The organism is Paraburkholderia bannensis NBRC 103871, assembly GCF_000685015.1.
Taxonomy (GTDB): domain Bacteria; phylum Pseudomonadota; class Gammaproteobacteria; order Burkholderiales; family Burkholderiaceae; genus Paraburkholderia; species Paraburkholderia bannensis.
Genome location: NZ_BAYA01000005.1, coordinates 129,698 through 150,716, shown reverse-complemented (window position 1 = coordinate 150,716; position 21,019 = coordinate 129,698). Strand labels below are relative to the sequence as shown.

18 protein-coding genes are annotated in these 21,019 nt (G+C 66.8%); 10 read left to right on the top strand and 8 right to left on the bottom strand.

Annotated features, from left to right (window positions below):
• Nucleotides 1–3 precede the first annotated feature (3 nt).
• From BBA01S_RS09450 to BBA01S_RS09410, 9 genes are all read left to right on the top strand, one after another.
• Entirely contained in the window at nucleotides 4–1,938 is a 1,935-nt protein-coding gene (locus BBA01S_RS09450; protein ID WP_027816211.1) for a (Fe-S)-binding protein, read from the top strand.
• A gap of 5 nt (nucleotides 1,939–1,943) precedes the next feature.
• Nucleotides 1,944–3,125, top strand: a complete 1,182-nt coding sequence (locus tag BBA01S_RS09445) for an electron transfer flavoprotein subunit alpha/FixB family protein (RefSeq protein WP_027816210.1) — start codon at nucleotides 1,944–1,946, stop codon at nucleotides 3,123–3,125.
• A complete protein-coding gene (locus BBA01S_RS09440) occupies nucleotides 3,122–3,907 on the top strand; it encodes an adenine nucleotide alpha hydrolase family protein (protein WP_027816209.1) in 786 nt (261 codons plus the stop codon). The genes BBA01S_RS09445 and BBA01S_RS09440 overlap by 4 nt, the downstream gene beginning before the upstream one ends.
• A 92-nt stretch (nucleotides 3,908–3,999) precedes the next feature.
• Nucleotides 4,000–5,289 carry an aromatic ring-hydroxylating oxygenase subunit alpha gene (locus BBA01S_RS09435; RefSeq protein WP_027816208.1) on the top strand — a complete coding sequence of 430 codons (1,290 nt, stop codon included), beginning with the start codon at nucleotides 4,000–4,002 and terminating at the stop codon, nucleotides 5,287–5,289.
• A gap of 1 nt (nucleotide 5,290) precedes the next feature.
• Nucleotides 5,291–6,430 carry a hybrid-cluster NAD(P)-dependent oxidoreductase gene (locus tag BBA01S_RS09430; protein ID WP_027816207.1) on the top strand — a complete coding sequence of 380 codons (1,140 nt, stop codon included), beginning with the start codon at nucleotides 5,291–5,293 and terminating at the stop codon, nucleotides 6,428–6,430.
• A 124-nt stretch (nucleotides 6,431–6,554) separates the two neighbouring features.
• Nucleotides 6,555–7,412 (top strand): glycine betaine ABC transporter substrate-binding protein, encoded by an 858-nt coding sequence (locus tag BBA01S_RS09425; protein ID WP_027816206.1) that lies wholly within the window; start codon nucleotides 6,555–6,557, stop codon nucleotides 7,410–7,412.
• A gap of 113 nt (nucleotides 7,413–7,525) precedes the next feature.
• On the top strand, nucleotides 7,526–8,722 hold the full coding sequence (locus tag BBA01S_RS09420) for a quaternary amine ABC transporter ATP-binding protein (RefSeq protein ID WP_027816205.1): 1,197 nt from the start codon (nucleotides 7,526–7,528) through the stop codon (nucleotides 8,720–8,722).
• Entirely contained in the window at nucleotides 8,715–9,611 is an 897-nt protein-coding gene (choW, locus tag BBA01S_RS09415) for a choline ABC transporter permease subunit (protein ID WP_027816204.1), read from the top strand. Before BBA01S_RS09420 ends, choW begins: the two co-directional genes overlap by 8 nt.
• A gap of 116 nt (nucleotides 9,612–9,727) precedes the next feature.
• The gene (locus tag BBA01S_RS09410; protein WP_027816203.1) at nucleotides 9,728–10,747 is read left to right on the top strand and encodes a GlxA family transcriptional regulator; all 1,020 of its coding nucleotides are present in this window, start codon (nucleotides 9,728–9,730) and stop codon (nucleotides 10,745–10,747) included.
• Nucleotides 10,748–10,766: 19 nt separating this feature from the next.
• On the opposite strand, the gene BBA01S_RS40690 is transcribed toward BBA01S_RS09410, so the two are convergent.
• Nucleotides 10,767–11,879, bottom strand: a complete 1,113-nt coding sequence (locus BBA01S_RS40690; protein WP_084162034.1) for a GlxA family transcriptional regulator — start codon at nucleotides 11,877–11,879, stop codon at nucleotides 10,767–10,769.
• Nucleotides 11,880–12,142: 263 nt separating this feature from the next.
• Here BBA01S_RS40690 and BBA01S_RS09400 point away from each other — a divergent pair, with 263 nt between their 5' ends.
• Nucleotides 12,143–12,394, top strand: a complete 252-nt coding sequence (locus BBA01S_RS09400) for a hypothetical protein (RefSeq protein ID WP_042296593.1) — start codon at nucleotides 12,143–12,145, stop codon at nucleotides 12,392–12,394.
• Between the two features lie 92 nt (nucleotides 12,395–12,486).
• Here BBA01S_RS09400 and purU read toward each other — a convergent pair whose 3' ends face one another.
• From purU to BBA01S_RS09365, 7 genes are all read right to left on the bottom strand, one after another.
• Complete coding sequence (gene purU / locus BBA01S_RS09395; RefSeq protein WP_027816201.1) at nucleotides 12,487–13,380, bottom strand: formyltetrahydrofolate deformylase; 894 nt, start codon at nucleotides 13,378–13,380, stop codon at nucleotides 12,487–12,489.
• A 166-nt stretch (nucleotides 13,381–13,546) separates the two neighbouring features.
• Nucleotides 13,547–14,242 (bottom strand): hypothetical protein, encoded by a 696-nt coding sequence (locus BBA01S_RS09390; protein WP_027816200.1) that lies wholly within the window; start codon nucleotides 14,240–14,242, stop codon nucleotides 13,547–13,549.
• Between the two features lie 123 nt (nucleotides 14,243–14,365).
• Nucleotides 14,366–17,224 carry a hybrid sensor histidine kinase/response regulator gene (locus tag BBA01S_RS40685; RefSeq protein ID WP_052391713.1) on the bottom strand — a complete coding sequence of 953 codons (2,859 nt, stop codon included), beginning with the start codon at nucleotides 17,222–17,224 and terminating at the stop codon, nucleotides 14,366–14,368.
• Between the two features lie 93 nt (nucleotides 17,225–17,317).
• Nucleotides 17,318–17,851 carry a hypothetical protein gene (locus tag BBA01S_RS09380; RefSeq protein ID WP_027816199.1) on the bottom strand — a complete coding sequence of 178 codons (534 nt, stop codon included), beginning with the start codon at nucleotides 17,849–17,851 and terminating at the stop codon, nucleotides 17,318–17,320.
• Nucleotides 17,852–18,355: 504 nt separating this feature from the next.
• Nucleotides 18,356–19,498 (bottom strand): hybrid sensor histidine kinase/response regulator, encoded by a 1,143-nt coding sequence (locus tag BBA01S_RS09375; RefSeq protein WP_027816198.1) that lies wholly within the window; start codon nucleotides 19,496–19,498, stop codon nucleotides 18,356–18,358.
• 13 nt (nucleotides 19,499–19,511) lie between these two features.
• Complete coding sequence (locus tag BBA01S_RS09370; protein ID WP_027816197.1) at nucleotides 19,512–20,153, bottom strand: chemotaxis protein CheB; 642 nt, start codon at nucleotides 20,151–20,153, stop codon at nucleotides 19,512–19,514.
• A gap of 4 nt (nucleotides 20,154–20,157) precedes the next feature.
• Nucleotides 20,158–21,018, bottom strand: coding sequence for a CheR family methyltransferase (locus BBA01S_RS09365; protein WP_042296590.1), 861 nt, complete (start codon nucleotides 21,016–21,018; stop codon nucleotides 20,158–20,160).
• Between the last annotated feature and the right edge of the window lies 1 nt (nucleotide 21,019).

Sequence of the window (21,019 nt, the reverse complement as noted above, 5' to 3'; positions counted from 1 at the left end):
GCCATGAAGCCTGCCTACCTCATCACCGCGCTGCTTTGGCTTTCGATGGCGGGGCTCGCGTTCGCGGTCGCGAAACGCGCCGCCTACTGGCGGCTCGGGCGCGCGGCGGCGTCCGGGGCTAACGGCCAGTTCGGCGTCGGCAATCTGTTCAGCATCCCGAAGCGTTATTTCGTCGACCTGCATCATGTGGTGGCGCGCGATCCGTATATCGCGAAGACCCACGTGGCCACGGCGGGCGGCGCGATTGGCGCGCTGGTGCTGGTGTTCGTCAACTATGGCCTCGCGATCTACTCGCCGTGGCTCGACAAGCTGATCCTGCTGGCGGCGCTGGCGATGCTGGTGGGCGCGGTGTTCGTGTGGCGTCGTCGTCACGCGAAGCAGGTGCCCGCCCGGCTCTCGCGCGGGCCGTGGAATACGCTGCCGTGGATGCTGGGCGCGTTCGCGCTGGGCTTCGTGCTGTACACGGCGGTGCCGGCGGGGGCGATGTCGGGCGCATTCGCGCTGCTCTGCGCGCTGCTGATCGTGGCGGGCGCCTACACGATGACGTTTGGCGCGGCGCAGGGCGGCCCGATGAAGCACGCGGTCGCGGGCCTGCTGCACCTGGCGTTTCACCCGCGCCAGGAGCGCTTCGCCGCCGATCGCACGGGCTGGACTGGCGCAGGCAAGGCCACGCCGCCCACGGCGCTCAAGCTGCCCGATATCGAGCAGCAGGAATACGGTGTGGCCAAGCCCGTCGAGTTCCGCTGGAACCAGCTGCTGAGCTTCGACGCCTGCGTGCAGTGCGGCAAGTGCGAGGCCGCTTGCCCGGCCTTCGCGGCGGGCCAGCCGCTCAATCCCAAGAAGCTGATTCAGGATCTCGTGACCGGCATGGCGGGCGGCACCGACGCCGCGTATGCAGGCAGCCCGACGCCCGGCATCGCCGTGGGTGCTCACAGCGGCCAGCCCAACGGCCCGATCGTCTCGGGCCTGATCGAGGCGCAGACGCTCTGGTCGTGCACCACCTGCCGCGCCTGCGTGCAGGAGTGCCCGATGCTGATCGAGCACGTGGACGCCATCGTCGATATGCGCCGCAACCAGACGCTCGTGCATGGCACGGTGCCGGGCAAGGGCCCGGAAGTGCTCGCCAACCTGCGCGAGACCGGCACCATGGGTGGCTACGACAAGGCCGCGCGTTACGACTGGTCGGTCGACCTGGACGCGCCGGTCGCGCAGCCGGGCAAGCGCGTCGATGTCCTGCTGGTGGCGGGCGAGGGGGCCTTCGACATGCGTTACCAGCGCACGCTGCGCGCACTGGTGAAGGTGCTCAACAAGGCGGGCGTGGATTACGCGGTGCTGGGCGCAAGCGAAGCCGACACGGGCGACGTCGCGCGCCGTCTTGGCGACGAAGCGACCTTCCGGCAGATGGCGCAGACGATGATGGGCACGCTGGGCGCACTGCAATTCGGCCGCATCGTCACCGCCGATCCGCACGTCATGCACAGCCTGCGCAACGAATACCGCGCACTGGGCGCGCGCTACGAGGTGCTGCATCACACGATGCTGCTCGCAGAGCTGGCCGATCAAGGCCGCATCGAGCCGAAGGCCCTCGAAGCGCTGCGCGACAAGCGCACGACGTATCACGATCCCTGCTACCTGGGCCGCTACAACGGCGAGACCGAAGCGCCGCGCAAGCTGCTCAAGACCATCGGCATCCGCGTGGTGGAGATGGAGCGCAACGGCATGCGCGGTCGCTGCTGCGGCGGCGGAGGCGGTGCGCCGCTCACCGATATTCCCGGCAAGCAGCGCATTCCCGATATCCGCATCGCCGACGCGCGCGCCGTGGGCGCGGACGTGGTCGCGGTCGGTTGTCCTAACTGTACGGCGATGCTCGAAGGCGTCGTGGGCCCGCGCCCCGAAGTCCTCGACGTGGCCGAACTCGTCGCCGCCGCGCTGGAGTAAAGCCGATGAACGCCATCAAACGAATCGATCCGCGCCGGCCTTTCGTCATCACCGCCGACGGGCTGCGGCGCATCACACTGGGCGAGCAGGGCAGCGCCGATCTGGACGCCTTGCAGCGCGCGTCGCACGGTCATGGCGCCAGCGCTGCGAAGCCGCGCCGTGAAGTGCGCGAGCGCAGGCATGTGCTGCTGGCGGTCGCGCACAGCGAACGCGGCGCGCTCGACGACCACGCGTGCCAGACGATTGCCGCCGCCGCCTTGCTGGCCGACGAGTACACCGAAGTCGCGCTGCTGGTATTCGGCGAGCTGAAAGAGGATGTCGCTGCGCGCGGCGTGGACAAGCTCATCGAGTTGCCGGGTTTCGAGCGCCGCGCCTTCGCGCCCGAAAGCGAATTGCGCGCGTTGCAGGCCTGCGCGGCGGCGCTTGCGCCCCGCCACGTGCTGCTGCCCGACAACGCCTATGGCGACGGCGACCTGGGCCGCCGTTTCGCGGCTGCCGCTGGGGCGAGCGTGGCCACCCACGTCGTCGAAATCGACGCGCAACACGTGGGCGTCTACGAACAGGCGAAGAGCGCCTTCGCCACCCGTGCGCTGCCCGACGTGATCCTGCTCGCGCCGAACGCCGTGGAAACGAAGCTGCCGTTCGTGGGCGCGGGTGAAAAGCTCGCGGGCGATTTCATTCGTCCCGCGACGGCGCTGGCGCAGCCGTATCGCGACCTGGGCCTGGAGGAAATCGACGCCGCCCAGGTCGCGCTGGAAGAAGCCGATTTCATCGTCGCGGCGGGCAATGGCGTGAGCGATGTCGCCTCGTTCGAGCGGCTGGCGGGCGTGTTCGGCGCGGCCATCGGCGCGAGTCGGGTGGCGGTCGACAACGGCCACTTCACGCGCGACAAACAGGTGGGCGCGACCGGCAAGACCGTCGAGGCGAGTGTGTATATCGCCTTCGGCATCTCGGGCGCGGTGCAGCATTTGCAGGGCATCAAGGACTGCCGCCACGTGATCGCCGTGAATACGGACGCCAGCGCGCCCATCGCCAAGCGCGCGAACCTGACCGTGGTGGGCGACGCGCAGGCGACCATCGCCGCGCTGATCGCCCAGGTGCAGGCCGCGCGCGCGGCGCGCCAGCGCGGCGGAGTCGGCACGAACGCCAACGTAGAAGAGCGCAAGCCCGCAGGAGTCGCCGCATGAACGCCAATGCCAAACTGCAACGGATCGCCGTGCTGGTTTCCACGGGCCGTCATCCCGTGAGCGGCGCGCCGCGCTACAGCCGCAACGACGCGGCAGCGCTCGAACTGGGCCGCAAGCTCGCGCAGCGCCACGGCGCGCAACTCGACGTGATCCACGCGGGCGATCCTGCCGATGCGGCGCTGCCCGACTATCTCGCGCTGGGCGCACCGAAGGTGGATGTGCTGAACTGCGCGGCGGGCGACGACATCGCTCAGGCGCTGGCCACGCGCGTGCGCGAGCACGACCTCGTGCTGACCGGCACGCGCGCCGAGGGCGCCCACGACAGCGGCATGCTGCCGTATCGCGTCGCGGCGCTGCTGGGTTACGCGCTGGTGGGCGCGGCGGTCGATGTCGACGTCGAGGCGGGCCACGCGAAAGTGCGCCAGTTCCTGCCCAAGGGCTTGCGCCGCCGCGTGGAAGCGGCGTTGCCCGCCGTGGTGGCCGTGCACCCGCTCGCCGATGCCAAACCGGCTTACGCCTACGCGCGCCTGCGTGCCGGATCGATTGCGCCGAACGCCATCGCGCGTGTTGCCGATGCCGAAGCCGCAGCCTGGCGATCCGGCCCCGTCGAGCGCAAGCCGGTCAGGTTCGCCGCCGCCGAACGCCGCTCGGGCCACGCCCGGATGCTGGGCGCGACCACGACCGAAAGCCGCGGCGGTAACGTCGTAAATGCGGGGACTTCGGTCGAAAAAGCACAAGTGATCCTGGCTTATTTACGCGAGCATCAACTCATCGACGACTGATTTCCGCGAGGCGAAAAAGCCCGCGCGAATGAGGTTCGTAACAACGCCTGCACTAAACAGACGCACCAAGGACGCAGAATCCGGAGCACACGATGAACGTATCGGCAGACGTATCAGCAACAATGCGCGCGCTGTTGGAGCGGCGCAAGACGGGCTACAGCCTCGAAGCGCCTTTCTATTTGAGCGACGAGATTTTCGCGCTCGATATGCAGGCGATTTTCCGGGAGCACTGGATCCAGGTGGCCACGGAGCCGGAACTTCCGGAGCCGGGCGACTATGTGACGGTCGAGCTGGGCAGCGACTCGATCCTGATTGTGCGCGACGACGACATGCAGGTGCGCGCGTTCCACAACGTCTGCCGCCATCGCGGCGCACGCCTGTGCAACGAGGAAAAGGGCACGGTCGGCAATATCGTCTGTCCCTACCACAGCTGGACGTATAACCTGAACGGCGACCTGATGTTCGCCGAGCACATGGGCGAGCAGTTCGACCGTTGCAAGCACAGCCTCAAGCGCGTCCATGTACAAAACCTGGCAGGCCTGATCTTCGTGTGTCTGGCCGACGAACCGCCTGCCGATTTCGAATTGATGCGCGCGGCGATGGAGCCGTATTTGCTGCCGCACGACCTGGCCAACTGCAAGGTGGCGGCGCAGGTCGATATCGTTGAAAAGGGCAACTGGAAGCTCGTGATGGAGAACAATCGCGAGTGCTACCACTGCGTCGCGAACCATCCGGAACTGACGATTTCGCTCTACGAATATGGCTTCGGCTACCAGCGTTCGGACGCCAACGCCGAAGGCATGGACGCGTTCGAGCGCACCTGCGTGGAGCGCGCGCGCCAGTGGGAACAACTCGACCTGCCGTCGGTGGAAATCGAGAAGCTGCTGGACGTGACGGGTTTTCGCACCCAGCGCCTGCCGCTCGACCGCAGCGGCGAATCGCAGACGCTCGACGCCAAGGTCGCCTGCAAGAAACTGCTGGGCGAGTTCCGCAGCGCCGACCTGGGCGGCCTCTCGTTCTGGACGCAGCCGAATTCCTGGCATCACTTCATGAGCGACCACATCGTGTCGTTCTCGGTGATTCCGCTATCGGCGGGCGAGACGCTGGTGCGCACGCGCTGGCTCGTGCACAAGGACGCGCGCGAGGGCATCGACTACGACGTCGCCAACCTCACGGCGGTCTGGAACGCCACCAACAACCAGGATCGCACGCTGGTGGAGTATTCGCAGCGTGGCGCGGCTAGCAGCGCCTACGAGCCGGGCCCGTATTCGCCCTATACCGAAGGGCTCGTTGAAAAATTCTCGGCCTGGTATGTGGGCCGTATCGCCGCGGCGCTGGAGCGCAAGCGAACCATTCCCCTGCGCGTGGAAAGCGGAGTCTGACATGATGCGAGATGCGGCCCAATTCGATCCCGCCCACAGCCGCGTGACGCGCCCGGCGTTCTGGGGCGCGCTGCCGGAAAAATGGACGAGCGACGCCGAGGAGACGCTGGAGTGCTGCCACGTGCGGCAGGAAACGCATGACGTGAAGAGTTTTTTCCTGCGCTCGCCGCAAGGCCGCACGTTTTCATTCGAGCCGGGCCAGTTCATCACGCTCGAACTGGAGATCGACGGCGAGACGGTGAACCGCTGCTATACGATTTCGTCGTCGCCCGCGCGCCCGCACACGCTGTCCATCACGGTCAAGCGCGTGCCGGGCGGCAAGGTGTCGAACTGGCTGCACGACAACCTCATGCCGGGCGCGATGATCCGCGTGCTAGGGCCCGCCGGTGAGTTCACCTGCGCGCGCCACGCGGCGCTCAAATACCTGTTTCTTTCGGCGGGATCGGGCATTACGCCGCTGATGTCGATGAGCCGCGCGTACCACGACCTGGCTGAGGATCGCGACATCGTGTTCGTGCACAGCGCGCGCACGCCCGACGACGTGATCTTCGCGCGCGAACTGGAACTGATCGCCGCGAGCCATTCGAGTTTTCGCACCTCGTTCGTGTGCGAGCGCGTGGGCGCGCGCACGCACTGGTCGGGCGTGACGGGCTTTCTCACGCTGCCGCTGCTCAAGCTGATCGCACCGGATTTCATGGAGCGCGAGATCTTCACCTGCGGCCCCGCGCCGTATATGAAGGCGGTGCGCGACCTGCTCGACGAAGCGGGCTTCGCGCGCGAGCGCTATCACGAAGAGAGTTTTTCGTTCGAGACGCTGGCGGCCGACGACGCGCCACTGAGCGCGCCCGCAGAAGCCACGCCCGCATCAACCGAAGCCGCCACTTTCAAAGTGACGTTTGCAAAGAGCCATCGCGAGATCGACTGCGGCGAACACCAGCACGTGCTGGCGGCGGCGCGCGAGGCGGGCGTGCGCCTGCCCGCGTCCTGCACCCAGGGGATGTGCGGCACCTGCAAGGTCAAGCTCGTTTCGGGCCAGGTGGAGATGAAGCACAACGGCGGCATTCGTCAGCGCGAAATCGATCAGGGCATGGTGCTGCTGTGCTGCAGCACGCCGCGCTCGGATCTCGTCGTCGACAAATAAATCTGCAAATGCGCACCGCGTCGCGGCTGGACAAGATCGCGTCGGAAAACAACGGTATCGACCATTTGTGACGGGTGAATCTGGAGGTGTGGGGCGCTCATCGCCCGGATCACAGGAGACTGCCGTGAAGCTGCTAGCAAGATTGTTGGGCATGGGTGTGATGTCGGTGGCCTTGAGCGCTGCGGCGCTCGCGGACAGCAAGCCGACGCTGAAAATCGGCTACGTCGAAGGTTGGGACGACAGCGTGGCGACCTCGAACGTGGCGGCGCGCATCATCGAAAAACGCCTCGGCTATCAGGTCGAACTCGTGCCGGTGGCCGCCGGCATCATGTGGCAGGGCGTGGCGCGCGGCGACCTCGACGCCACGCTGTCCGCCTGGCTGCCGGTCACGCAGGGCGCGTACTGGGATCAGTTCAAGGGCAAGGTGGTCGACCTGGGCACCAACTTCACCGGCGCGAAAATCGGCCTCGTCGTGCCGCAATATGTGACGGCCAAAAGCATCGACGATCTCAACGCGCAGAAGTCGGCGTTTGCCGGGCGCATCGTCGGCATCGACGCCGGTGCGGGCGTGATGAGCAAGACCGACCAGGCGATCAAGCAATATGGTCTGAACTATACGGTCATGCCCAGCTCCGGCAGCGGCATGACGGCGGAACTGGCGCGCTCGGTCAACGCGAACAAGCCGGTGATCGTCACGGGCTGGACGCCGCACTGGATGTTCGCGAAGTACAAGCTGCGCTTCCTCGACGATCCGAAGAACGTATTCGGCGCCGCCGAGCACGTGGACAGCGTCGCCAATCCGGCGCTGGAAACCAAGGCGCCGCCCGTGGTCGCGTTCCTCAAGAAGTTTCAGTGGAAGCCGGGCGAGATCGACAGCGTGATGCTGGCGATCCAGAGCGGCACCAAACCCGAAGCCGCCGCCGACAGCTGGATCGCCGCGCACGGCGAGCGCGTGCAGGACTGGGTGGCGTCCACGCAGTAACCGTAGTCGAAGCCACACAGTAAGGCATCCGAAACGTGTCGCCGCGCGCCGCGCCGGCATGCGTGTTTTGACACAGTGCGGGCCGGCGCCTGCATCACGAGGAGATGGACTCGATGAAATCCCCCAAGATCGTGGTCGACGGACTCTGCAAGGTGTTCGGGCCGAACCCCAAGCTAGCGCGCGAGATGTTGGCGCGCGGCGCGACCAAGGACGACCTGTTTCGCCAGACCGGTTATGTCCTTGGCGTCAACAACGCGAGCTTCGAAGTCCAGGAAGGCGAGATCTTCGTGCTGATGGGGCTGTCGGGCTCCGGCAAGTCGACGCTGATCCGCCTCATCAACCGGCTGGTCGAACCGACGGCCGGGCGCGTGGTGATCGATGGCCGCGATATCGCGGCGGTGCGTAAATCGGAACTGGTCGCGCTGCGCCGCACCGACATGAGCATGGTGTTCCAGTCCTTCGCGCTGATGCCGCAGCGCACCGTGCTGGCCAATGCGGCCTTCGGCCTGGAAGTGGCGGGCATGGGTCGCAAGGCGCGCGAGCAGCGTGCGCTGGAGGTGCTGGAGCAGGTGGGGCTTGCCGCCTTCGCGCACAAGCTGCCCGCCGAGCTGTCGGGCGGCATGCAGCAGCGCGTGGGGCTGGCGCGCGCGCTGGCGGTCAATCCTTCGCTGATGATCATGGACGAAGCGTTTTCCGCGCTCGATCCGCTCAAGCGCAAGGAAATGCAGAACGTGCTGCTGCAACTGCAGAAGGAGCAGCGCCGCACCATCATGTTCGTCTCGCACGATCTGGAGGAGGCGCTGCGCATCGGCAGCCGCATCGCGATCATGGAAGGCGGGCGCATCGTGCAGATCGGCACGCCGCGCGAGATCATCAGCAATCCTGCCGATGAATACGTGCGCGCCTTCTTCGACGGCGTGGACACGAGCCGCTACCTCACCGCAGGCGACCTCATGCAGAAGGAGCGCGTGCCGCTGGTGCGCTCGCTCGACGCGACCAGCGTCGCCGCCTCGCTCAACGGCAGCGCCGAGTACGCCTTCGTGCTGGACGCCGAACGCCGCATCAGCGGCTTCGTCACGCGCGACGCAATTGGCGTGACCCAGCCGCAGGTCAAGAAAATCGAATGCATTTCGCGCGGCGCGACGCTCGAACAGGTCGTCTCGCGCGTATGCGCAAACCCGGTGGCGCTGCCCGTCGTCGACGAGGAAGGCCGCTTCTGCGGCTCGATCGACCAGGCGGCCGTCCTCAAGGTCATGATGCGCAACGGAAATCACCAGGCGAACCACCAGGGGAGTCACCACCATGTCTGAGATCATCCCGCTCGGCCACTGGGTAGACCAGTCGGTTCACTATCTGCTCGATCACGACGCCAATACGTTCGACACCATCGGCCGTGCGATCGAGAGCTTCGCCAAGCTCATCGAACAAGGCCTGCAAGGCATTCCCATGCCGCTCCTGATGGGGATTTTCGTGGTGGGGGGCTTGTGGCGCGTGGGCTGGCGCTTTGCGGTGTTCGCACTGGCGTCGCTGCTTTTGATCTATGCGACCGGCTTCTGGGATCAGACCGTCGTGACGCTCGCGCTCACGCTGTCGTCGACGCTGATCAGCCTGGTGCTGGGTGTGCCGCTGGGCATCTGGACGGCGAAGAGCAAGCTCGTGCAGACCATCGTGCGGCCGATTCTCGACCTGATGCAGACCATGCCCGCCTTCGTCTACCTGATCCCGGCGGCGATGCTGTTCGGTCTTGGCCGCGTGCCGGGCATTCTTTCGACCGTGATCTTCGCCATGCCGCCCGCCGTGCGGCTCACGAGCCTGGGTATTCGCCACGTGAACCGCGAGATCGTCGAAGCCGGCCAGGCGTTTGGCTGCACGCCGTGGCAGCTGCTCTACAAGGTGCAGTTTCCCAATGCGCTGCCGTCGATCATGCAGGGCGTGAACCAGACCATCATGATGGCGCTGTCGATGGTCATTATCGCGTCGATGGTGGGCGCGGGGGGACTGGGCAACGACGTGCTGGCGAGCATCCAGCGCCTGGATATCGGGCTGGGTTTCGAAAGCGGCTTGTCCGTGGTGCTGCTGGCGATCATTCTTGACCGTATCACCGAAAGCTTCGGACGTGCGCCGGGCGCCGCGAAAGCCCCGCTGTTTTCTGGCCTCAAACAGGTGCTGCGCGTGCGCGCCGTGCCTGCCGAGGCTTGAGCTGAAGTCGTTGTTCGTCCACGTATGAAGAGGCGAGCCGGTGGAGCATCCCACGCGGCTCGCCTGAATCGTCTCCAGAGAAGGGGCGTAATGTGATTGCGGACATCAGTACGGACATCGGTACGGAAAATGAAGTCGACCTCGCCGAGGCAGCCCCGCAGGCTGACAAGGCATCGTCGCAGGCATCGACGTTCAGGCATTTCGGCTTCCTGACTTTGCCGCACTTCTCGATGATCGCGTTTTCGAGCGCGGTCGAAGTGCTGCGCATGGCCAATTACGTCGGCAACGGCGAGCATTACCGCTGGTCGATTTTCTCGCTGGACGGCCAGCCCGCGCGCGCGAGCAACGGCATCACGGTGCGGCCGACCCAGGCGCTCGATATCGAGAACCTGCCCGATGTGCTGATCGTGTGCGGCGGCATCCGGATTCGCGACGTGGTGGACGATGGCGTGCGCGCCGCGCTGACGCAGATCGCACGCAGCGGCAGGCCGCTAGGCGGCATTTGCACGGGCGCGTATGCGTTGATGGCCAGCGGCCTGCTCGACGGTTATCGTTGCGCGGTGCACTGGGAGAGCCTGTCGGCGCTGCACGAGGAGTTCCCGCGCGTGCGTTTCGCCGATGAGCTTTTCGTGGTCGATCGCGACCGCCTGACCTGTACGGGCGGCACCGCGCCGCTCGACCTGATGCTCGATATCGTGAGCGCGCGCCTGGGTCAGGCGTTGGCCGCGAAAGTCTCCGAGCAATTCATCCTCGAACGCATTCGCAGCGCCAGCGACTTGCAGCCGATTCCCGTCGACGCGCGCGTGGGTTTTTCTCGCGCCGAACTCGTGGAAGTCGTGCGCTTGATGGAAGCGAACCTCAAGGAACCGCTCTCGCTTGAAGAGCTCGCGCGGCTCGTGCGGCTTTCGCAGCGACATCTGCAGCGTATGTTCAAGGCGTACCTGAACATCTCGCCCGCCCATTACTACCTGACGCTGCGCCTCAAACGCGCGCGCGAACTGCTGCGCACCACCGATATGTCGGTCGCGCATATCACCTCGAATTGCGGCTTTAATTCGCCTTGTCATTTCAGCAAGGCGTATCGCGTGCAGTTCGGCCATGCGCCCAGTTTCGAGCGGCGCGCCGGGCGCGCCTGACGCGCAGGCGTCGGCAGGCTCAATCGGGATCGACTTCGAGCGGCGTCTGTCCAGCAGGGACGCCGCTGCGCATGAAGTCGTCAAAACTCTCGATACGCGTGTCCTCCTGGCCGCTGCGCTGCTCGCGGAACATCATCGGCGGCACGCCAAACTGCTTGCGGAATTCGCGGCCCAGGTGCGAGGCGTCGGAGAAGCCGCAGCTCGACGCGATGTCGGCGACGGTGCGGTCGGAACTCGTCAGCAGCCACGCGGCGGTGCGCAGGCGCAGGCCGTTGGCGAAGGTGCGCGGGCTCTTGCCGGTTTCGGCCTTGAACAGCCGTTCGAGCTGGCGCGGCGACAGGTTGAGCTTGCCCGCCAGTTCTTCTAGCGGCACGTTGCGCCCGACGTGCTGCTCCATCAGCAGGATCGCGCGCTTGACCTTGGGATGCGTGGCCGGGTCGAGACCCGGCGGATGCGGCTGCGGCGCGTTGCCCTTTTGCAGCTCGCCGACCAGCAGGATGCGCAGCGCCTTCTGCACGGTGGCGTGGTCGAAGTGGCGCAGCAGAATGGCGGCGGCAACGTCGATCGACGCGCGCCCGCCCGAGCAGGTGATGCGGCGGCGATCGATCACGAACAGGCGGTCGGCGACCAGCGCATCGGCATTGACGGCCGGAAAGCGCTCGATGAAATCCCAGTAGTGGAACCAGCTCACGCACACGCGATGGCCGTCCAGCACGCCCGCGCGCATCAGCGTGAACGCTCCCGTGCAGATGCCCACCAGCGTCGCGCCGCGCTGGGCCGCCGCGCGGATGAAGCGCAGCGTTTCCTCGCTTGCCTGCGGCCCCGAATGCAGCAGGCCGCCCACCACGACCACGTAATCGAATTCGCCCGCGTCCGGGAAGGTCTCCCACGGCGCGATCTGGATGCCGCAACTTGCCCGCACCGGCGTGAGCGTTTCGCCGACGATGCTCCACGAGCAGCGCACCGGTTTGCTGAAGTCGCCGTCGTCGGCCGACAGGCGCAGCATGTCGACGAAGCCCGAGAAGGCCGTGAGCGTGAAATTCGGCAGCAGCACGATGCCAAAGCGGATACGGCCCTCGGCCTGGGCGGAGGAGGCGGGCGATGCAGCGGGCGCGACGGGTTCTGCGTGCATGGTGGTCGTTCGGTGCTGCGTTGGAGGCGGTTCAATGTGACAAAGGGGGACGAAGCCCGTCAGGCAAGCGTCGCCGATCCGGCGCGCCCGCATTTGTCATTTTGCGCCATCAATCATCGCGAATGCGCGCGGCGGCGGCGCGATTCCAGCGCCATGCCGCGCACGTTCTATCGGCGTCGCGGGCGGGTGGGCGATGCTGGGGGATCGGCCACCCTGCTAGCCTGGCCATTCCCCGCCACACTCACGCCGCAATGCCCGCCAGTATGCGCCCACAGACCATCGAACTCACAGAACGCGCCACCGCGGGCGACGCCCAGGCCGCGCTCGCCCTGCTGGAGTTGAGCATGGCGCGCGGACATAGACGCATCGCGCTGTTGCGCTATTTGCAGGCGCAACACCTGAGCGCGCCTTTGCAGCCGCATCATCACGACTATGTGCAGCGCATCGCGCAACGTCTGAGCGCCGACACGCTTGCCGGACTCGCCGCCGAAGCGAGGCGGCGGCGCGGTGCCTGAAACACCGCCTGAATCCGCCTTTTAGACTTGGCTCTAGACCGCGCTTCAAGCTGTGTTTAATGCCGAGATTAAACCCGCGCTTCAAGCCGCTTTCAAAGCACGACAGTCCTCGCCCCGTTGATAAACACGCGATGCTCCAGCACGGCCTTGAGCGCACGCGCGAGCGTCACGCATTCCAGGTCGCGCCCGACCGCGAGCAGCCGCTGCGGCCCATACGCATGATCGACGCGCTGGACTTCCTGTTCGATGATCGGGCCTTCGTCGAGATCGGCGGTGACGAAATGCGCCGTCGCGCCAATCAGCTTCACGCCGCGCGCATGCGCCTGGTGATAGGGCCGTGCGCCCTTGAAACCGGGCAGGAACGAGTGGTGAATATTGATCGCACGGCCCGCGAGCTTCGCGCTCGTGGCATCCGTGAGGATCTGCATATAGCGCGCTAGCACCACGAGTTCCGCGCCGCTGGTCTCGACCAGCTTGAGCAGTTGCGCTTCCTGCTGGTCGCGCGTCTGCGCATTCACGGGCAGGTGGTGGAACGGCAGCCGGTGCTGCTGCGCAATTGCTTCGAAGTCCGGATGATTCGACGCGATGCCTGCGATCTCCATTTCCAGCTCGCCCACGCGCCAGCGGAACAGCAGGTCGTTCAGGCAATGTTCGAGCTTCGAAACAAGGATCAGCACTTTGGGCCTGCGGCGCAGGTCGTGAATTGCCCAGTCCATGCAGTGCGCACGGCCCGTGGGCGCGAAGTCGTCGCGCAGCGCGGCGATGTCCAGCTGGCTTGCGGCGCCGGTTTGTTCGCCGTTGCTTTCGACCTGGTGAAAGACGCAGCGCAGGAAGAAGCGCGTGCTTTCGGCGTCGTCGAAAACGGTCAGCTCGTCGATATAGCAGCGATGGCGGTCGAGAAAGGCGGCCACGGCCGCGACCTGGCCTGCTGCGCTCGGGCAGGAGAGGGTGAGGGCGTAGGCGTGCGGACGAACGGCTTCGGACATGCGGGTCTCCTGGTGTCATCGGGCTCGCGCGGCGCGAGGGACGAACACGGCCGCGCGCGGGGATGACATGCACGGTACGGGAGCGGCGCGGCGGCGCATAGAACGTTCGCGCTATGTTGTTGGTATGCGCGCGCCACCCAGGCAAAAGACCCTTTTACGGTTTCGGCTAGCGCTGTCGCCGGTAGACGCCGCTGAAGCTCACGTTTTCGCCGCCGCACATCTGGTTGTCGCCGACGACAAGCCATTCACCGACCAGCGAAGCGCTGACGCGGCAAACGTCGCTTGAGGAGCCCTCAGAGCCTTCCACGAATTTCACGGTGTTTTGGGCCGGGGTCGCCACCGCCTCCAGGTCGCCGAGATTCGGGCCGCCGGGAAACTGCGCGGACGGCTGCTTCGACGGCCAGTACGCTTCTCCCGTCGCATGCAGCGCCTTGCCGCGCATGCCCAGCACGATCTTGTTGTCGCCATCCGTCCACGTGCCCGTCCATTGCCGCAGGGCGGGCGCCTTATCGACGGCGATTGCCTCAATGCGATCCTCCGTCACCCAACCCGCCGATCCGCCGCCCTTGTTCGGATAGAACGCGCAGCGAAAGCCGTTTCGCTGCTTGCTCACCAGCAGGGTGTCGCCGGGCAGTACGTAGGCGCGCTGTTCGCATGCACTGCCGCCTTTTTCGGGGCAGCCCGACAGGTCGTCGAGAAAGTGGAGCTTGCCGGCCCCGGCGACCCGGGCCAGAGAAAACGTCGTGTTTTCGCGGGGAAACAGACCGTTTCGGCACATCTGCTCGTCGCTTTGCGCGTGGGCGAGCAGCGGCAATGGCAGGAGGAGGGCCAGCAAGGCGATGCGTGTGGAGCGGCGCGTCATCGGTGGATCGATTGAGGTCGAGGTGGGCCAGTGTAAAGCACGCAATGGCGCGAAGGAGCCCACGTTGTGCGCCACTGCACCGCCCACGCCGCTCACGCCGCCCACGCCGCTCCAGCGAGGCGCCTAGCCTTGCCGTCCCACCTGTGCAATCAGCAGTTGATGCAGCGCGCGCATGTCCACGGGCTTGACCAGGTGGAAGTCGATGCCCGCAGCTTTCGAGCGCCGCCGGTGCTCGTCCTGGCCCCAGCCGGTCAGCGCGATCAGCACCACCCTGGCGCCTGCCGGATGGGCGCGCACGCGCCGCGCGACCTCGTAGCCGTCCATCCCCGGCATGCCGATGTCGAGCAGCGCGACTTGCGGCGTCCAGCTATCGAACATCGCGAGCGCGGCGGGGCCGTCGCGCACGATCCGCACCTGTGCGCCGAGCAGTGCGAGCAACTCGCCCAGGCTATCGGCGGCGTCGCGGTTGTCATCGACGATCAGGATGTTGCAGCCGATCAGCGTGTGGGCGGGCAGCGTGGGCCGCTCGTCGGGCGCGTTGCCTTGGCCGTGGCCGTTTCGGTGGCCGGGTGTGGCGGCGGCCATCGGCAGGCGCACGACGAATTCGCTGCCGCGCCCTAGACCTTCGCTCACCGCCTCGACGGTGCCGCCGTGCAGCTCCGCGAGGCTGCGCACCAGTGTGAGGCCGATCCCCAGCCCGCCCTGGGCGCGGCTATACGCGCGTTCGCCCTGGACGAACAGGTCGAACACCTTCGGCAGCATCGCCGCCGCAATGCCCACGCCGGTGTCGCGGATCGACACCACGGCCTGGCGGCCGCGTTCGCCGCGATCGTTGCAATGGGCGGTGAGCCAGATCTGGCCGCCCGGATCGGTGTACTTCGCGGCGTTGTTGAGCAGATTGGCGACCATCTGCGCCAGCCGCACCGGGTCGGCGTCGAGCACCAGCGGCTCGGGCGGCAGGTTCACCGTGAGCCGGTGGCCGGCGGTGTCGATCAGCGCACGGCTCGTTTCCACTGCCTCGCGCAGCACGGCGCCCAGTTCGACGGCTTCCTTGCGCAGCTCGATCTTGCCGCCTGTGATGCGCGAGACCTCCATGAGGTCGTCCACGAGGCGAACCATATGGTCGAGCTGGCGCTCCAGCATGTCATGGGTGCGCTGCGTGGCGCTGCGGCCCCCGCCCGCTCCCGCGATGCGCAGGATGTGCAGGCCGTTGCGGATCGGCGCGAGCGGGTTGCGCAGTTCGTGGGCGAGCGTCGCGAGGAATTCGTCCTTGCGGCGGTCGGCTTCGCGCAGCGCCTGTTCGGCGGCCTTGAGCTGCGTGATGTCCTGCACGACCACGCAGGCGCCTATCACGCGAGCGCTAACGTCGCGCAGCGGGGCGGCGCTCGCCCGCATCCAGTGCTGCTCGCCATCGTCGTCGGTGTAGCGCATCTCGATGCCAGGCATGACCGTTTCGCCGCGCAGCGCGCGCTTGCCGGGCCAGTTGTCGGGCGCAACCGGGTTGCCCTGCGCGTCCCATGCACGCCAGCGCGGGATCTGCTCGGCCTGCATGGACGGAATGCCCACCGGCAGCCAGCGCTTCATCGCGGCGTTGCTCAAGATCCACTTGCCGCCCGGATCCAGCACGCCGACGCCCGCGGGCAACTGCTCGATGATGGTCAGCAGGCGTTTTTCGTTGGCGTGCTGGGCTTCGCGGGTCTGCTCGCGCACGCGGCCGTCTGCGCCGTGGGAGACGTCGTGAGAGAACTCGGGCAGCGAATCGACGAGCGAATCGACAATCTCTTGCACGTGCCGCGCGTTGCGATGAAGCGACTCGACGCGCTCGCGCGGCCAGGGCGCGTCCGGCTGCGCGAGCCCATCCTCAAGCGGGCCGAGCAGCAGCGCGAGCGGCGTGCGCAACGCGTGGCTCGTGCTGGAGACAAAGGCTGTCCTTGCGAGGTCGATTTCGGCGTCGCGGCGCTCCTGCTCGTAGGCGAGCGCGCCGGCGAGCGCCGAGCCAGTCTGCCCGGCGACCAGGTCGAGGAAAGTGCCGTAGGCGTTTTCGAGCGGGCGGCGCGGGCTCACGCCCAGCACGATCAGGCCGTCGATGCTGGTGTCGCTGCCCCAGCGCAGCGGCAGCACGCGCGCTGCGGCGCAGACTTCGGGCCACGCGCCGCCCGGCGCTTCGAGGCCGCGCGCGGCCAGATCGACGTCGACCGCGCGGCCTGTGCGAAGCACTTCATTGAGCGGCCACGCGCCGCTGTCGTGCGCCGCCGGGGCGTTCGCGAGGCCGGTCGAGGCGAGCCGTTCGAAGCGCGTATCGGCCGTGCGTGCGTGGGAGTCCGTGTGGCAGCGATAGACGATGGCAAACGGCACGTCGTGGCGGTTCTGCGCGAGCACGCCGGTCACATGCTCGCAGGCCGCGACAATGCCACGGGTCTGTGGCGCGTGCATGCCCAGCATGCGTAGCGTCTCCAGCCGCCGCGCGCTCACAACGCGCTCGGTGGTCTCGGTGCACGGACAGAACACGCCTTCGACGGTGTGCCCGTCGGCCGCGAGGATCGGCCCGTAGGTGCAGGTGAGATAGACCTCTTCGAGCGGCAGGTCGCGTTCGAAGAAGTACTGGCCGTCGTCCGACCAGACGGCCTTGCCTTTGCGCGTGACGCCTTCGAGCATCGGGCCGATGGTCGGCCAGATCTCGCCCCAGCATTCGCTGCCCGGCTGGCCGAGCGCGACCGGATGCCTGGCCGCGCCCAGAAAGGGAATGTAAGCATCGTTGTAAAGAATGCGATAGTCGCTGCCCCACCAGATCACGATGGGAAAGCGCGAACTGAGGCACACGCTCAGCGCCGCGCGCAGGCTCGGCGACCAGCCGCCCGGGCCGCCCAGCGAGGTGCCCGCCCAGTCGTACGCGCGCACCCGCCGCGCCATCTCGCCGTGGACGGGGAGAAATTCGAACGGGTTGTCGGGCTCGGCTGCGAGCGCTGTCTTGACGTCTTCCATCAGGGTTCTCGCGATGCTCTACGAACCGGAGAGCACGGCGCGCGCCCGCTAATCGTCCGACGATGGAATGCGCCTGCAAGAATCCTGGAAGAGTCAGAACCCGTGGCGCACCGTCAGCGTCGCGCCGGAATCGTGCGAGTGCAGCACGGCCACGCGCGCGGTGCCGGAGAAGACCCAGTCGTCGACGGTCAGCGACAGCCTGCGCTGCGGCGCAGCGCCAAGCGCCGTGTTCGAAGACGGCAACTGGACGATGGAGATTTGCGGCGCGGTGGACGCGCCGGTATCGAGGAACTGCGCGGCAGGCGTTGCGTCGGCAGCGGCCGTGCCGGCGCCCGATCCCGGTGCGGCCTTTTTAACGAACGTATAAGTGTGGCCAAGCTGGGCGCTATAGAACTGATCCATCTGCGCGAAGAAGGCCTTGGGCTGGCTTGCCTGGTATTCCATCTCGTAGTGGAACAGGTAGGCCTGCGTTTCGGGCACGGGCGTGCCGACTTCGACCGGCAGCGGCGGCGCGATATTGGCGACGGTCATCGCCTCGGGCAGGTCGGTCGCGGCACCGCCCGCGAATGCAGAACCGCTTAGCACGAGCAAAGCGGCGCCGACCATCCTTTCGTTCAGGCACGTCATGGGCATGCCTCCATGAAGAAGGAATCGAAACGTCACACGACCGATGATTACGTCTGAACTGACCTGCTGCGCGAGGTGTTCTTATGGTGTTGCGCGCACTCGATGCACCAGATCATTGTAGTCAGGTATTCGCATCGCGCTAGCCGAATGTGTGCGCTGGCGAGCATGTTAGGGACGACGAACGATGCCGATGAGCCCCCCGCAGCCTGGCGTGCGTGCGGGTTAAGCCAGGCGAAGGGGAGATGAAATCGATGACGAAACAACCTGACGGTTGCAGACGCGACGCATTCTGCGAGGCATTCGCAAACGAGTAGCGCGCCCACGCCGTGAACAGGAAAAGGAAACGTCAGGGAAAATGCCAGGGACTCGATATTGAACCGGCATACGTCTGCGCCATGCAGCACCATGTAGCACCAGGCCGTACCACGCAATGTGGCGAGCCGCACGGAAGGCAAGAAGTAAAACGCAGGAGGGCACGCGAATTGCGCGCCCTCCTGGTGCAACTCAGATCACCGCAAGCTCGCTCGTCGGCGCACCCTGTTGCGGCGCGCGAGGCAACCGGATGGTGAAGACAGTGCCTTCGGTTTCGTTCGACAGCACGTTCACGTCGCCGCCATGCGTGCGCGCGATCAGACGCACGATGTGCAGCCCAAGGCCCAGCCCCGACCCCTGACGCTCCGCGCGCGTCGCCGTGCTGAACGCGCCGAACAGCAGCGGCATCACATCGGCGGGAATCGCGCCGCGGTTGGCAACGGTCACGAGCGCTTCGGCGGGCGATTCGCCGCTTGCTCGCACGCGCACGGGCGCGTCGGCTTCGCCGTGGGTGAGCGCGTTGAAGACGAGATTCGACACGGCCTGGGCAATCAGATCGGAGTCCCAATGGCCCGCAAGGTCGCCCTGCGACTCGAACACGACGCGGCCGTCCGCGACCGCCGCCGTGTTCGCGGTGAACTCCTCGATCACCGACTGGCAGAGCGTGTCGAGCTGTACGTCCGAGCGCCGCAGCGGCAGCCGCCCGCCCTGCAGGCGCGCGAGGTTGAGCAACTGCTCGACCATGCGCGACATGCGCCGTCCGCAATGTTCGATCCGGCGTCCCACGGCGATGGTCTTCTCGTCGGTGGACGCGCGCATCAGGTATTCCGCCGAACTCATCACCGCCGACAGCGGCGTGCGCAAATCGTGGCTAAGCACGGCCATCAGCATCTCGTTCGCTTCGAGCATCTGGCGCGTGGCCGCGAGCTGCTCGGCGAGCTGGCGCTTCTGCATTTCGAGCTGCACGAAGATGCCGACCTTCGATTGCACGATGCGCGGCTCGATGGGCTTGTAGAGGAAGTCGACCGCGCCCGCCTCGTAGCCCTGGAAGGTGCGCAGCGCATCCTGCGAAGTGGCCGTGAGGAAGATGATCGGCACGTGCGCGGTGCGCGGGCTGCCGCGGATCAGCGAGGCCAGCTCGAAGCCGCTCATGCCCGGCATGTTGACGTCGAGGATCGCGACGGCGACGTCGTGTTCGAGCAGGTGCTCAAGCGCCTCGACGCCTGAGCGGGCCACGAGCAGCCGCACTTCGGGCCGCGCGAGCAGGGCCGACAGCGCGGTGAGGTTGTGCTCGATGTCATCGACGATCAGCACATTGACGGTGGGCAGGTTCATGCGGTTCATCCGGTCAATCCAGTTTCATCTGCGGCCACGCGGCAAGCCGCGCGCCGAGTGTGGCGGGTGTCAGGGTGGCGTCGACGGCGCCGAGCGCAATGGCGGCTTCGGGCATCTGCGGCGCGGCGGCGGTGGCGGGCGTCTGCGCCCAGGTCGTTCCGCCGGCCGCGCGGATCGCGGCCAGGCCGCGCGCGCCGTCGTCGTTGGCGCCCGAGAGCAGCACGCCCAGCAGGCGCGCGCCATAAACATCGGCGGCCGATTCCATCAGCACGTCGATGGAAGGCCGCGAGTAACGCACCGGGCCGCCGATCGACAGCGCAATGCACGCCTGCGTCCCCACGCGCTCCACGAGCATGTGATAGTCGGGCGGCGCGACATATACGCGCCCGCCGACGATGGGCTCGCCCGCGTCGGGTTCGGCGACCGGCAGCGCGCAGCGCGAGGACAGGGCGCTTGCCAGGAAGCTAGGCGAGGCGGGCGGCAGGTGCAGCACGATCAGCACGGCCGCGCCGAAATGCGCGGGCAGCATCGGCAGGATCTGGCCGAGCACGTCGACGCCGCCCGCCGACGCGCCGATCACGACGGCGTCGAACGCTCCCGCGACGGCGCGTGCTTCGGCGCGTGTTCTGGCGGGCTGGGGTTGATGGCCTGACATGGGTTCAGCGCTTCTGGTAAATGCGTTCGGCGGCGCGGAATTCGTCGAAGGCTTCGTGGCGTTGCGAGAAGCGCAGGTTTTCCTTGCTGCCGAGGCCGAGGAACCCGCGTCGCACCAGCGCACGCTCGAACAGGCCGATGGCGCGATCCTGCAACGGGCGGTCGAAATAGATCAGCACGTTGCGGCACGACACCAGGTGCGCCTCCAGGAATACTTCGTCGGTGGCGAGGCTGTGATCGGCGAACACCACGCGCTCCTTGAGCGTGCTGGACAGCCGCGCGCCGCCATAGGCCGCGTGATAGTAGTCGGACAGCGTGCGCCGCCCGCCCGCGGCCAGATAGTTCTGGCTGAAGCCCGCGAAACGGTCGACCGGATAGATGGCGGATTCCGCGCGTTCCAGCGCCTGCGGGCTGATGTCCGTGGCGTAGAAAATCGTGCGCTCGGCAAGGCCTTCCTCTTCGAACAGGATCTTGAGCGACCAGAGTTCCTCGCCCGAGCTGCAGCCCGCGACCCACACCTTGAGCGACGGATAGGTCTGCAGCACCGGCAGCACGTGCTGGCGCAGCGCGAGAAAGTATTCCGGGTCGCGGAACATGTCGCTCACCTGGATCGTCATGTAGCCGAACAGGCGCGAGAAGTCCTCGGGGCTGCGCAATACGCGATCCTGCAACTGGCTCAGCGACGCCACGCCGAAGTCGCGCCGCGCTTCTTCCAGGCGGCGGCGCAGCGACGGCAGCGAGTAGTGCCGGAAGTCGTGCTGGTAGCGCAGGTAGATCGCTTCGAGCAGCAGGCGCAACTCGATGTCGAACAGGCTCAGCGAGGGGCGGGCGGCGTGCGCGCCCAGGTTCTGGGTCGGATCGGTCATG